Here is a 12,807-nt window from a genome sequence, read left to right on the forward strand (position 1 = left end):
AGAAGCCTTTGACTGGGCTGAGAGGTAAGGTCAGCCTTCCAGATCGTCGATGCCAGGCATCCAGCTGGCGCCGGGCTTGCCCCATCCGCGTTTCTTGGCGATCTTCTGCACCGTCTTCCAGTCTCCGTCCGAGAGGCGGTCGATGTAGAGGATGCCGTCGAGGTGGTCGAATTCGTGCTGCATGATGCGTGCACGCCATCCGTCGACGGAGATCTCGACAGGAGAACCGTCGATGGCGGTGCCCGTGACGCGCACCCGCTCGGAGCGACGCAGCGGGAACCGCTCGCCGGGGAAGGAGAGGCATCCTTCGGATTCGAGCTCGTCGTCAGGCTCGCCCGGCTCCAGCGGCACCATCCAGAGCTCCGGGTTGATGATGACCCCGCGCCATGGCTGGTCTTCGTCGTCGACGTAGGCGTACGTGTAGATGCGCAGGGGCACGCCGACCTGAGGCGCGGCGAGACCGACGCCGGGCGCGATGTCCATCGTCTCGAACATGTCGGAGACGAGGGTGCGGATGTCGTCGGTGATCTCTTCGACGACGGATGCGGGGGAGTGCAGGACGGGATCGCCCATGATGCGAATAGGAAGAACAGCCACGCCATAACCCTACTCGGCGCATATCGCCGGGTAGGGTCGTAGGGTGAGCATCTCCGTATGGACGGCTGGGGCGGAAGACGTCACCGACCAGCTGGTAGGCGCGTTCCAGAACCCGGGACTGCTCCTCGGCATCCCCCTCGCACTCGCGGGAGCGGTCTTCATGTCGCTCGGTGCTCAGTATCAGCACCGCGGCGTCGAGAAGATGGAGCGGCTGAGCGGTGCGGACGGGGCGTCCGGTCTGTCGATGGCTCAGGTGCGCGGGCTGCTGACGCGGCCGTCGTGGCTCGTCGGCACGTTGATGCTCGGCTTGGCCATCGTGTGCCAACTCGCGGCCCTGACCGTCGCGCCGCTGATCGTCGTTCAGCCGCTCGGCGCGATCGCGCTCGTCATGACGACGCTGCTCAATGCCCGCATCTCCGGGCACTCACCCACCAAGCAGTCGATCACGGCGATCGTCTGCTGCGTCGGAGGAATCTTCCTCTTCGTCTTCTTCGCGGCGATCTTCGCCACTGAGAAGGAGGTCACTGACACTGAGCTCTTCACGATCCTGGCGATCCTGCTCGTCGTGATCATCATCCTCGGTGCATGTTGGCTCGTGCTCCGTCACCGCATGCGTGCGCTCTTCTACATCGTCGGCGCGGGAATCCTCTACGGCTTCGTCGCGACGCTCGCGAAGGTCGTCATCAAGCGTGTTCAGGCGGGCAACTTCGACTGGATCACCATCGTCTGCGTGATCGCCCTGATCGCCGCGGCGGCTGTCGGCGCCTACTTCGTTCAGACGGCCTACAGCTCGGGTCCCCCGGATCTCGTCATCGCGGGTCTCACCGTCGTCGATCCGCTGATCGCCGTGCTCATCGGCATGGTCGTGCTCGGCGAGGCGGCCGCCGCACCGCCGTGGGTCCTCGTGATCTTCGCCATCGCCGGCGCGATCGCGGTATGGGGCGTCGTCGGATTGGCTCGCTACCACCCTCAGGTGCTCAGCGACAGCCAGGATCTCGGTATCACCCGCGGAAGCGACGACGCCACGGGTGGCGAGGCGAAAGAGGCCTGAGCCCGACCGACGCCGACCCGGCTCAGTACGCCGGATCGATGAGGTCGGGCGAGACCTCTGAGGCGGCAGCCTCGTCGACGAAGAACACTGTGCGCTTGCGACCCTTGGCGCCGGCTGCCGGCACGTTCGTGTAGCTGGCGCCGGCAAGGGCGAGGCCGAGCGCCGACGCCTTGTCTGCGCCGGTGAGCACGAGCCAGACTCGCTTCGAGGCGTTGAGAACCGGTCGCGTCAGCGTGACTCGCTCAGGCGGAGGCTTGGGGGAGTCTCGCACCGCGAGTGCGGCAGCATCCGTCACCGTGACTTCGGGGCGATCGGGGAACAGGGAGGCGATGTGCCCGTCAGGCCCCACGCCGAGGAAGCAGACGGCGAACGACGGCCACGGGTGCTCCTCGGTGCCGTATCGCGCGAGCTCTGCGGCGTAGGCCGCGGCGGCCTCGTCGAGAGTGACCCCCTCGCCTGCGGCTGCGACCTCGTGCACGTTCTCGGTCGGAACTGGGATGTGGTCGAGGAGGGCCTCCCGCGACTGCACGGCGTTGCGGTCGGCGTCGTCGCGGGCGACGAAGCGTTCGTCACCCCACCAGAAGTGCACCAGTGACCAGTCGATCTGAGCCGACCGAGGGTCGTCACGCGTCGCGCGCAGGACCGCGGCGCCCATGGAACCGCCCGTGAGGGCGATATGCGCGATGCGGCCGTTGCGCGTGCGGGCGCGAAGCCGGGTCAGGAATCGGTCGGCCACGCTCGCAGCGAGTGCTGCGGGCGTCGGCTCGACCACGACTCGCTTCTCAGCGGATGCTGTCTGCGTCGACATCATTCTCCTGTCTCGGGCGGACCCAGCTTCTCCCAGCCCTCAGTGATCACTCGACCGTACAGGACGTCAGGGTCGAGGCGACGCAGCTCCTCGGCAAGGCACTCTCGCAGGGTGCGGCGGGGGAGGTGCAGGTCGTGATCGGGCTGATCCGGCTGCGTCAGAACCGCGACCCCGGGCGTGGGGCGCTCGAGCAGGATGTCACCGGACGAGCGGTGCAGCCGCACAGACTTGATGCCCTCCTGCCAGCGCTCCGGGTCTTCGTACGACCATTTGACGGGAATGTCGAGGGCCATCTGCAGCCAAGCGGCGAGCAGAGCCGTGGACGGAGAAGCAGAGCCGCCGCGAACCTCCACAGCAGTCACCTCTTCGAACGGGGGCTGATCGAGCACCGCGGCGAGCTGCTCGCGCCAGTGCGTGAGACGCGTCCAGGCGAGGTCGGTGTCTCCCGGAGCATGCGTCTTCCCGAGCTGAGCCAGGCGATCGCGGACATCGGGTGCCGTCGCGGCATCCGTGATGCGTCGCTGCGCGATCTTGCCGAGCGGAGACGCGGCCGGCGAGGTCGGTGCCTCTTCGGGCCACCAGGCGACGACGGGCGCGTCCGGCAGGAGCAGGCCGGTGACCAGGCTCTCTTCGTTGCTCGCGGCGTCCCCGTAAGCGCGGAGAACGACCACCTCGGAGGCTCCGGCGTCGCCACCGACGCGGATCTGCGCGTCGAGTCGTGATTCGCCGTCGCCCGTGGTGAGCACGATGACACGCATGGGATGCTCGCGCGATGCATCATTGGCCGCGTCGATCGCGGCCTCAGCGACGCCGTTGCGGGCGGAGATGATGAGCGTGAGCACACGGCCGAGCGCGACCGCTCCGCCTTCTTCACGCACCTTGACGAGCTGCTTGGCGACCTGGCTGACGGTCGTGTCGGGAAGGTCGATGATCATGGGCGTCTCCACACTCGTCCGTCACGGGCAAGGAGGTCGTCGGCGGATGCCGGACCCCACGAACCGGGTGCGTACTGGTCGACCGGGCCGCCCTCGGCTGCCCAGTACTTCTCCACGGGGTCGAGGATCTTCCAGGAGAGCTCGACCTCTTCATGCCGCGGGAACAGCGGCGGGTCGCCCAGGAGGACGTCGAGGATCAGACGCTCGTACGCCTCGGGGCTCGCTTCGGTGAACGCGTGACCGTAGCCGAAGTCCATGGTGACGTCGCGCACGTTGGTCCCGTTGCCCGGCACCTTGGAGCCGAAGCGGATCGTGACGCCCTCATCGGGCTGGACGCGGATCACGAGAGCGTTCTGGCCGAGCTCCGACGTATTCGAGCGACCGAAGAGGTGCTCCGGTGCCTTCTTGAACACGACGGCGACCTCGGTCACACGTCGTCCGAGGCGCTTTCCGGTGCGCAGGTAGAACGGCACGCCCGACCAGCGGCGGGTGTCGATCTCGAGCTTGATGGCGGCGTACGTCTCCGTGGCGGATTCCGGGTTCATCCCGTCCTCGTCGAGGAAGCCGGTGACCTTCTCGCCACCCTGCCACCCGCCCGCGTACTGCCCGCGGGCAGTGGCGACCGAGAGGTCCTCGGGAACGTGAACCGCGGCGAGCACCTTCTCCTTCTCGGCGCGAAGATGCTCGGCCGACAGGCTGATCGGCTCTTCCATGGCGGTGAGCGCGAGCAGCTGCAGGAGGTGGTTCTGAATGACATCGCGCGCGGCGCCGACGCCGTCGTAGTAGCCCGCACGGCCTCCGACGCCGATGTCCTCGGCCATCGTGATCTGCACGTGGTCGACGTAGTTGCGGTTCCAGATCGGCTCGTACAGCTCGTTGGCGAAGCGCAGCGCCAGGATGTTCTGGACCGTCTCCTTGCCGAGGTAGTGATCGATGCGGAAGATCGAGTCGGCAGAGAACGCCACCTCGAGGGCGGCGTTGAGCTCGCGCGCCGACTCGAGGTCGTGACCGAAGGGCTTCTCGATGACGACGCGGCGCCAGCGCTCGTCGTCATCGTCGTTCGCGCCCACGAGACCCGAGTCCTTGAGCTGCTTCGCGACGAGAGGGAAGTCCTTCGGCGGGATCGACAGGTAGAACGCATGGTTGCCCATCGTGCCGCGCTCGACGTCGAGCTGGTCGACGGTCTCTCGGAGCTTGCGGAACGACTCGGGGTTGTCGAACTCACCCGAGACGAAGCGGATGCCCTGGAGCAGCTGCGCCCAGGTCTCCTCGCGGAACGGCGTGCGAGCGTGCTGCTTGACCGCGTCGTAGACGACCTGGGCGAAGTCCTGGTCCTCCCAATCGCGACGGGCGAAGCCGACGAGAGCGAATCCGGGAGGCAGGAGCCCGCGGTTGGCGAGGTCGTAGACGGCGGGCATGAGCTTCTTGCGTGACAGGTCTCCGGTCACACCGAAGATCACGAGGGCGCTGGGCCCCGCGATCCGGTTGAGACGGCGATCATCGGGGTCACGCAGCGGGTTGTGCCCGCGCGAGATGGGAACAGACATCGGTGGGGGATTCTCCTGGCTGTTACTTCTGTGCGGCTTCGAAGAGGGTGAGGACGTCGGCCGACGAGTCGGTGATCGTCAGGGAGACGACCGGGCGGCCGTGCTCGGCCAGAACGCCGGCGTCGCCGGCCGCCTGAGCCTCGATGAGCTGACCGAAGGTGAACGGACGCTCGGGGATCTCGAGATCGACGTCGGTGCGCTCCAGGATCTGCAGGAACACACCCTGAGCGGGACCGCCCTTGTGATACTGACCGGTGGAGTGCAGGAAGCGAGGACCCCAGCCGAAGGTGGTCGGTCGACCGGAGTCGGCGGCGACGAGCTCGCGGAGCCCCTGCAGCTGCGGGACGTCGAGCCGGTTGACGTATGCCTGGATCGACACGTAGCCATCGGCAGGCAGCGCCGCCCACAGGGCGTCGAGCACGCCTTCGACGGTTCCCGACGCCGCAAGAGCGGGGTCGGACACACGCACCTCGACGCCGTTCTCGACGAAGGCGGGAGCGGTCGGCGCGGGACGCGCGTCGAGCAGACCGCGAGCCGCGACCTTCGCCGACTCGACATCCGGCTGATCGAAGGGATTGATCCCGAGCAGATATCCGGCGATCGCCGTGGCGTACTCCCACACGATCAGCTGCGCACCCAGCGAACCGCTGACGAGGATCTCGCCCTCGTGCTTCTCGCGCAGGTGGAACTCGTTCGCGTCGTCGACGAGCCGCACGATCTGCAGGTCGGACGGCTGCGAGTCGAGCTCGGGCGACACAGGCAGCAGCACGACGGGCAGGATGCCGGTCCCGTCTTTGCCGGTGGACTCCGCGATGAGCTGCTCGATCCAGTCGGGCAGGCCGTTGATGTGCGTGCCGTCGGTGATCAGGCCGAGCTTGTCACGACGCGGCACCGTGGCGGAGATCGCCGCGGCGAGGCGCAGCGCGGGGTTGTCGGCCGAATCGATCGCGACCTCGAGGAGCGAGGCCTCTGCCTCGTCGAGGAGCTCATCGATGTCGGCGCCGGCGAGACCGGTCGGCACGAGTCCGAACGCGGTGAGCGCCGAGTAGCGTCCGCCGACGTGGGGGTCGGCGTTGAACACGCGATAGCCGGCTTCGCGAGCGGAGACGTCGAGCGGCGAGCCCGGGTCGGTGACCACGATGATGCGCTCGAGAGGATCGATTCCGACGTCGCGGAAGGCGGCCTCGAACGTGCGACGCTGCGAGTCTGTCTCGACGGTCGAGCCCGACTTCGACGACACCACGAGGGCGGTGCTCTGCAGGCCCTCATCGAGCGCGGCGAGCACCTGGCTGGGTGCGGTCGAGTCGAGGATCGTCAGCGGGACACCGGCGGTCTGGGCGATCACCTCGGGGGCGAGCGAGGAGCCGCCCATGCCCGCGAGAACGATGCGCGTCACGCCCTTCGCCTGCAGATCGGCGCGCAGGGCGACGATCTCGGCGACCAGAGGGCGCGAGACCGACACGGCCTCGACCCAGCCCAGGCGGATCGACGCCTCGGACTCGGCTGCCGGGCCCCACAGAGCCGCGTCGCCGCCGGTCACACGCGAGGCGATGAGATCGTGGACGAGAGCGGGAACCGTCTCGTCGATCGCGACCCGAGCCGCGCCAGAGGCGTGGATCGCAAAGGTCATCGCTGCGCCTCGAGGCCCTCGGCCACCTGCGTCAGCAGGTCGTGCCATGAGTCGATGAACTTGGCGACGCCCTCGTCCTCGAGCACCTGCGTGACATCGGTGAAGTCGATCCCGAGGTCGGCCAGGCCGGCGAACACCGCGCGGGCCTCTTCGTAGCCGCCTGTGATGGTGTCACCCGCGACGACGCCGTGGTCGAAGGTCGCTTCGAGCGTCTTCTCGGGCATCGTGTTGACGACGTCCTTCGCGACGAGCTCCGTGACATACAGGGTGTCGGGCAGTGCCGGGTCCTTGACACCGGTCGATGCCCACAGCGGACGCTGTGCGTTCGCACCGAGCTTGATGAGGTCCTGAGCTCGCTTCTCGGCGAACTTCTGCTCGAAGAGCTCGTAGGCGAGGCGCGCGTTCGCGAGTCCGGCCTTGCTCTTGAGCGCTTCGGCCTCGTCGGTGCCGATCGCCGAGAGACGCTTGTCGGTCTCGGTGTCGACACGAGACACGAAGAACGAGGCGACCGAGTGGATGCTCGACAGATCGAAGTCGGCGCTGTGCGCCCGCTCGAGCCCGGTCAGGTACGCGTCGATGACCTCGGCGTAGCGCTCGAGGCTGAAGATCAGGGTGACGTTGACGCTGATGCCCGACGCGATCGCCTCGGTGATGGCGGGCAGACCCGCCTTCGTCGCGGGGATCTTCACGAGCAGGTTCGGACGGTCGACCTTGGCCCACAGCTTCTTCGCCTGCTCGACCGTGCCCTCGGTGTCGTGCGCGAGGTCGGGGGAGACCTCGATCGAGACGCGGCCGTCGACGTGGCCCGACTTCTCCCACACGGGGCGGAAGATGTCGAGCGCGGCGGCGACGTCCTGCGTGGTCGCGGCGAAGACGGCCTCTTCAGCCGTCGCGCCGGATGCGGCGAGCTCGGTGACCTGAGCGTCGTACGACGTGTTGTTCTTGTCGGTGATCGCGTTCGCGAAGATCGTCGGGTTGGTCGTGACGCCGACGACGTTGCGGGTCTCGATCAGCTCCGCGAGGTTGCCGGAGGAGATGCGGGTGCGTGACAGGTCGTCGAGCCAGATGCTGACACCGGCTGCTGCGAGGTCTGCGGTGGGGGTGCTCATGCGTTCTCCTTGATGGTCTCGCGTGCGGCCGCGATGACGGCCTCGGTGGTGATGCCGAACTTCTGGAACAGTGTTTTGTAGTCGGCGGAGGCGCCGAAGTGGTCGATGCCGACCGAACGGCCGCGGTCGCCCACGATGCCGCGCCAGCTGAGGACGGAACCGGCCTCGACCGAGACGCGGGCCGTGACGGCCTTCGGCAGGACCGACTCGCGGTATGCCTCGTCCTGCTCGTCGAACCACTCCAGCGAGGGAGCGGAGACGACGCGTACGTTGACGCCCTCCTCGGCCAGAGCTGCGCGGGCATCGACCGCCAGCTGCACCTCGGAGCCGGTCGCGATGATGATCACGTCGGGGGTGCCGTTCGGAGCCTCGGCGAGCACGTACGCGCCCTTCGAGACACCGTCGGTCGACGCGAAGACGTCGCCTTCGGCTGTGCCCTGGCCGCGCTCGAACACCGGGATGTTCTGACGGGTCAGCGCGATGCCGGCCGGGCCCTCGTGACGGCGCAGGATCTCGAGCCAGGCGGCCGAGGTCTCGTTGGCGTCGGCGGGGCGCACCAGGGTGAAGTTCGGGATGGCGCGCAGCGTCGCGATCTGCTCGATCGGCTGGTGCGTGGGCCCGTCTTCGCCGAGAGCGACCGAGTCGTGAGTCCAGACGAAGATGCTGGGGACGTTCATCAGCGCGGCCAGACGCACGGGCGGGCGCATGTAGTCGCTGAAGATGAGGAACGTGCCGCCGAACGCACGCGTCGGTCCGTGCAGCACGATCCCGTTGACGATCGCGCCCATGGCGTGCTCGCGGATGCCGAAGTGCAGCACGCGTCCGTAAGGGTCACCCGACCACTCGTGGGTCGACCACTCGGCCGGGATGAAGGACTTCGAGTCCTTGATCGTGGTGAGGTTCGACTCGGCGAGGTCGGCCGAGCCGCCCCAGAGCTCGGGGAGCTCGGCGGCGAGAGCGTTGATGACCTGCCCTGAGGCTGCACGGGTCGAGACGTCCTTGCCGCTCTCGAAGACCGGAAGGGCAGAGGCGATGTCAGCCGGCAGCTCCTTGGCCTCGAGGCGGTCGAGAAGCGCCTTGCGCTCGGGGTTGGCTGCGGCCCAGGCATCGAACGACTGCTGCCACGCTGCCCGGCTCTCGGCGGCGCGCTCCGCGAGGCCGCGGGTGCGGGAGATGACGTCGTCGGCGACGGCGAAGTGCTCGTCGGCGTCGAATCCGAGGACCTTCTTGGTCGCGGCGAGTTCGTCGCCACCCAGAGCGGATCCGTGGATCTTTCCGGAGTTCTGCTTGCCGGGCGACGGCCAGCCGATGATCGTCTTGAGGATGATCAGCGACGGCTTCGAGGTCTCGCCCTTCGCGGCCTCGATGGCGGCGTAGAGCTCCGAGACGTCTTCGACGTACTCGCCCGTCTTCTTCCAGTCGACGGTCTGGACCTGCCAGCCATAGGCCTCGTAGCGCTTCGCGACGTCCTCGGTGAAAGCGACGTTCGTGTCGTCCTCGATCGAGATCTGGTTCGAGTCGTAGATCGCGATGAGGTTGCCGAGCTCCTGGTGGCCCGCGAGCGACGAAGCCTCGCTGGTGACGCCCTCCTGGAGGTCGCCGTCACCGGCGATGACATAGACGAAGTGGTCGAACGGGCTGGTGCCCGCCTCGGCCTCGGGGTCGAAGAGACCGCGTTCGTAGCGAGCGGCGTAGGCGAAGCCCACTGCGGAGGCGAGTCCCTGGCCGAGCGGGCCGGTGGTGATCTCGACGCCCTTGGTGTGGCCGTACTCGGGGTGGCCGGGGGTGAGCGAGCCCCAGGTGCGCAGCGCCTTGAGATCGTCGAGCTCGAGGCCGAAGCCGCCCAGGTAGAGCTGCACGTACTGGGTGAGGGAGGAGTGTCCGACCGAGAGGATGAAGCGGTCGCGGCCCAGCCAGTCGGTGTCGGTCGGGTCGTGACGCAGGACCCGCTGGTAGAGGAGATACGCGGCCGGAGCCAGGCTCATCGCGGTGCCGGGGTGGCCGTTGCCGACCTTCTCCACGGCATCCGCAGCCAGAAGACGTGCGGTGTCCACCGCGCGTCGGTCGATCTCATCCCACTGCAATTCCGACACTGTGAAGCCCTTCTGCAACTGTTCGAGAGCGCCCGGATTGCACGATCGCAGTCCGCAACGCTACGGAAGGGTGTGATGTGCGCTGGGCGCGCGAGTCATTTCAGCATAGCGCCGAGGTTTGACCCATTACCCCCCTTTACAACGCTCCGCCCTTCCAGTAATTCCATGGATCTGTCACGGCTTCGCCGGGGCCATGGGACCGCGGCTCATCGTTGTTGAAACGCGATTCCGCGACGCCCGGGCGAGGCGGATGCGGAGGGTGGCCATGGGGCCATGACCGGCGACGGGCGAGCCCCTCGTCTCGCGTGCCCTAGACTGGGAAACGCTGTCGTGACGCGTGTGGAGGAGGCGATCGAGATCTCGACGATGTCTGATCAGACCGTTGTTAAGAAGTCCATCGGTCGCACCGTGAAGGCGTACGTCGCCCTCACCAAGCCGCGCGTCCTCGAACTGCTGCTGGTGTCGACCGTTCCGGTGATGTTCCTCGCCCAGGGTGGTCTGCCCGATATGTGGCTGGTGTTGGCCACCGTGATCGGCGGGTCGTTGAGCGCCGGGTCCGCCGCGGCGTTCAACATGTATCTCGACCGCGACATCGACGCTCATATGCATCGCACCGAGAACCGACCGCTCGTCACGGGTGAGATCACCCCGAGGGGCGCTCTCATCTTCTCGTGGACGCTGGCCGTCGTCTCGACCGTCTGGCTGTGGTTCACGACGAACTGGCTGGCGGCGACGCTGTCGGCATCCGCGATCTTCTTCTACGTCGTGATCTACACCATGATCCTCAAGCGCCGCACCGAGCAGAACATCATCTGGGGCGGTATCGCCGGATGCTTCCCCGTGCTCATCGGCTGGGCCGCGGTCACGGGTTCGCTCGACTGGCCGGCGTTCATCCTCTTCGCGCTCATCTTCCTGTGGACGCCGCCGCACTACTGGCCGCTCTCGATGAAGTACAAGGACGACTACGAAGACGTCGACGTGCCCATGCTCGGCGTGACCCGCAACGCCTCGCAGGTCGGGCTCCAGGTCATCCTCTATGCCTGGGCCACCGTGGCCTGCTCGCTGCTGCTGATCCCGATCGCGAACATGGGCCTCGTCTACGGCGTCTCGGCCGCCGTGTTCGGCGGCTGGTTCATCTACGAGTCGCACCGTCTCTACAACCAGGCGGTCCGGGGCAACGAGGCGCGGCCGATGCGAGTCTTCCACGCCTCGATCACCTACTTGACGCTGATCTTCGTGGCCGTCGCGGTCGATCCGCTGCTGCCCTTCTGAGCCTCGTCGTCCTCGTCGATCTGCTCGGCGGCCGCATCAGTCGCGTCGCTCTCGACCGTCGTGGTCTCGTCGTTGACGGCATCTGATTCAGCCGTCCAGTCGATCGGCTCGACGACCGCGGGTGCAGGAGACGGCACGAGCGCCTGCACCGCGCTCAGCCCGACGGCGATCAGCACGCCGATGACGCCTGCGCCGAGAAGCGCGGCGCCGACGACCACGAGCGACTGCCCGACGTACACCTCGATGCCGGTGGCCGTGCCGTCGAGCAGCGTGCTCGTCATGGTGCCGATCTGGCCGGCGATGAGCCAGCCGCCCACGCCCGCTGACGCGAGCGAGAGCACGAGAAGGAGCCAGAAGCCGATGCTGCGTGTCAGTGACTTGTTCATGCCAGCCACGGTGCACGACGAACTGATGAGGGGCTGATGTCGCAGCTATGCATCCCCTGTGCCGAGGCTCCGGAGCACGCCGATCGATCGGCGCGGTCGGTCACTCCTCGGGCGCGACCGGCTTCTTCAGGTGCAGCACCACGACGGTGTACGCCGCGGCCGAGAGCGACGCGAGCACCATGTGGATGCCGACGAGCAGGGGAGGGAGACCCGTGCGCGCCTGCCAGATGCCGACGCCGACCTGCACGAGGATCGCGAGCACGAGCACGAGCAGCCACTTGCGGGGCTCGAGGCGCAGCACCCACGCCGAGATCGTGAGCGTGGCGACGAGCGCGGCGAGGACGTATCCGGGCCACGCGTGGACGTGCGCCAGGACGGTGGCGTCGAACCCGTGACGCAGCACGTCGGCATCACCTGAGTGCGGGCCGGAGCCGGTGGTGAGCACGCCGAAGACGATCGTGACGGCGAGAGCCAGGCCGGTGACGTGGCTCAGGATCGCGAACCACTTCGGGACCGCGCGCTCCCTCGGGCCCGGCTGCCCGTAGAGACGCACCAGGAACGCCGCGGTGACGCACACGAGCAGCAGAGACGACACGTAGTGGAACCCGACGATGAAGGGGTTCAGGCCGGTGAGCACGGTGATGCCACCGACCAGCGCCTGTGCGACGACTCCGAGCAGGACGATCCAGGCGAGGGCGACGAGATCACGTCGTTCGGTCGTCAGACGCAGCGAGCGCACCATGGCCGCGATCACGGCGATGAGCAGAGCACCCATCGCGAACGGCGTCGCGGGAAGTGAGAGCAGCGACACGATCACGAAGGTGATGATGGCCGCGGCGATGCCGGCAGCCGCGAAACGCAGGGCGGAGAACACCAGCAGCCGGCCGCCGACACGGGCGAGGACGAGCAGCAGGACCGCGAGGGCGATGATGCCGACGACGCCCGTCATGACGCGGTTGCCGAACTCGATGATGCCGTGGATTCCCTGATCGGCATAGATCGGAACGAGCGACTCGGGAGTGCAGAGCGGCCACTCCGAGCATCCGAGGCCCGATCCGGTGAGGCGCACTGCACCGCCGGTGCCGATGATGATCGTCTGGGCCAGGAAAGACAGCCAGGCGAAGACGCGGAGCGCTCGTCCCCAGAGGATCGCATGCGGCGACGCCGGTGCGTTCACGGGGGAGGAGATCGAGGGCTGGGGCATAAGTCTTCTCCGAACCGCCCGGACACGGCGAGCGGCCCTGTCTTCAGGCGGAACCTGTAGAATCGGATTGTTGTGATGAGCGCTTACCGCGCTGAAGCATCACTAACAGTTTAGGCGCGATGGATGCGCCGGTGATGAGGGCCCACCAACGGCACCCGCTCCCGCAGACTCGACG

General features: G+C 67.5%; 11 protein-coding genes. 2 read left to right on the forward strand and 9 right to left on the reverse strand.

Annotated elements, in window-relative coordinates:
• Positions 1-30: 30 nt before the first annotated feature.
• Complete coding sequence (gene def / locus ACIP5T_RS01240) at positions 31-597, reverse strand: peptide deformylase (protein ID WP_400859933.1); 567 nt, start codon at positions 595-597, stop codon at positions 31-33.
• Between the two features lie 49 nt (positions 598-646).
• Between def and ACIP5T_RS01245 the strand changes: the two genes are divergently transcribed.
• Complete coding sequence (locus ACIP5T_RS01245) at positions 647-1,648, forward strand: DMT family transporter (protein ID WP_400864549.1); 1,002 nt, start codon at positions 647-649, stop codon at positions 1,646-1,648.
• Positions 1,649-1,670: 22 nt separating this feature from the next.
• On the opposite strand, the gene pgl is transcribed toward ACIP5T_RS01245, so the two are convergent.
• From pgl to tkt, 6 genes are read right to left on the reverse strand one after another with little or no spacing between them, the layout of a single operon-like run.
• Positions 1,671-2,456 carry a 6-phosphogluconolactonase gene (pgl, locus tag ACIP5T_RS01250; protein ID WP_400859935.1) on the reverse strand — a complete coding sequence of 262 codons (786 nt, stop codon included), beginning with the start codon at positions 2,454-2,456 and terminating at the stop codon, positions 1,671-1,673.
• Positions 2,456-3,391 (reverse strand): glucose-6-phosphate dehydrogenase assembly protein OpcA, encoded by a 936-nt coding sequence (locus ACIP5T_RS01255; RefSeq protein WP_400859937.1) that lies wholly within the window; start codon positions 3,389-3,391, stop codon positions 2,456-2,458. The genes pgl and ACIP5T_RS01255 overlap by 1 nt, the downstream gene beginning before the upstream one ends.
• A complete protein-coding gene (zwf, locus tag ACIP5T_RS01260; RefSeq protein ID WP_400859939.1) occupies positions 3,388-4,938 on the reverse strand; it encodes a glucose-6-phosphate dehydrogenase in 1,551 nt (516 codons plus the stop codon). The genes ACIP5T_RS01255 and zwf overlap by 4 nt, the downstream gene beginning before the upstream one ends.
• A gap of 22 nt (positions 4,939-4,960) precedes the next feature.
• Positions 4,961-6,568 (reverse strand): glucose-6-phosphate isomerase, encoded by a 1,608-nt coding sequence (locus tag ACIP5T_RS01265; protein ID WP_400859941.1) that lies wholly within the window; start codon positions 6,566-6,568, stop codon positions 4,961-4,963.
• Positions 6,565-7,677, reverse strand: coding sequence for a transaldolase (gene tal / locus ACIP5T_RS01270; RefSeq protein ID WP_400859942.1), 1,113 nt, complete (start codon positions 7,675-7,677; stop codon positions 6,565-6,567). The genes ACIP5T_RS01265 and tal overlap by 4 nt, the downstream gene beginning before the upstream one ends.
• Entirely contained in the window at positions 7,674-9,770 is a 2,097-nt protein-coding gene (tkt, locus tag ACIP5T_RS01275; RefSeq protein WP_400859944.1) for a transketolase, read from the reverse strand. The genes tal and tkt overlap by 4 nt, the downstream gene beginning before the upstream one ends.
• 366 nt (positions 9,771-10,136) lie before the next feature.
• Between tkt and ACIP5T_RS01280 the strand changes: the two genes are divergently transcribed.
• Positions 10,137-11,042 carry a heme o synthase gene (locus ACIP5T_RS01280; protein WP_400864552.1) on the forward strand — a complete coding sequence of 302 codons (906 nt, stop codon included), beginning with the start codon at positions 10,137-10,139 and terminating at the stop codon, positions 11,040-11,042.
• On the opposite strand, the gene ACIP5T_RS01285 is transcribed toward ACIP5T_RS01280, so the two are convergent.
• Together ACIP5T_RS01285 and ACIP5T_RS01290 are read right to left on the reverse strand one after the other, a co-directional pair.
• Complete coding sequence (locus ACIP5T_RS01285) at positions 10,988-11,428, reverse strand: hypothetical protein (protein ID WP_400859946.1); 441 nt, start codon at positions 11,426-11,428, stop codon at positions 10,988-10,990. The genes ACIP5T_RS01280 and ACIP5T_RS01285 overlap by 55 nt on opposite strands.
• A 100-nt stretch (positions 11,429-11,528) precedes the next feature.
• Positions 11,529-12,632 carry a heme A synthase gene (locus tag ACIP5T_RS01290; RefSeq protein ID WP_400859947.1) on the reverse strand — a complete coding sequence of 368 codons (1,104 nt, stop codon included), beginning with the start codon at positions 12,630-12,632 and terminating at the stop codon, positions 11,529-11,531.
• Positions 12,633-12,807: the final 175 nt, after the last annotated feature.

This window comes from Microbacterium sp. NPDC088619, from assembly GCF_044752825.1.
Classification (GTDB): Bacteria; Actinomycetota; Actinomycetes; order Actinomycetales; family Microbacteriaceae; genus Microbacterium.

Excerpts from the sequence above, each read along its gene's own strand:
- pgl (WP_400859935.1), bottom strand. The coding sequence starts at position 2,456 with ATGTCGACGCAGACAGCATCCGCTGAGAAGCGAGTCGTGGTCGAGCCG.
- ACIP5T_RS01255 (WP_400859937.1), bottom strand. The coding sequence starts at position 3,391 with ATGATCATCGACCTTCCCGACACGACCGTCAGCCAGGTCGCCAAGCAG.
- zwf (WP_400859939.1), bottom strand. The coding sequence starts at position 4,938 with ATGTCTGTTCCCATCTCGCGCGGGCACAACCCGCTGCGTGACCCCGAT.
- ACIP5T_RS01265 (WP_400859941.1), bottom strand. The coding sequence starts at position 6,568 with ATGACCTTTGCGATCCACGCCTCTGGCGCGGCTCGGGTCGCGATCGAC.
- tal (WP_400859942.1), bottom strand. The coding sequence starts at position 7,677 with ATGAGCACCCCCACCGCAGACCTCGCAGCAGCCGGTGTCAGCATCTGG.
- ACIP5T_RS01280 (WP_400864552.1), top strand. The coding sequence starts at position 10,137 with ATGTCTGATCAGACCGTTGTTAAGAAGTCCATCGGTCGCACCGTGAAG.
- ACIP5T_RS01285 (WP_400859946.1), bottom strand. The coding sequence starts at position 11,428 with ATGAACAAGTCACTGACACGCAGCATCGGCTTCTGGCTCCTTCTCGTG.
- ACIP5T_RS01290 (WP_400859947.1), bottom strand. The coding sequence starts at position 12,632 with ATGCCCCAGCCCTCGATCTCCTCCCCCGTGAACGCACCGGCGTCGCCG.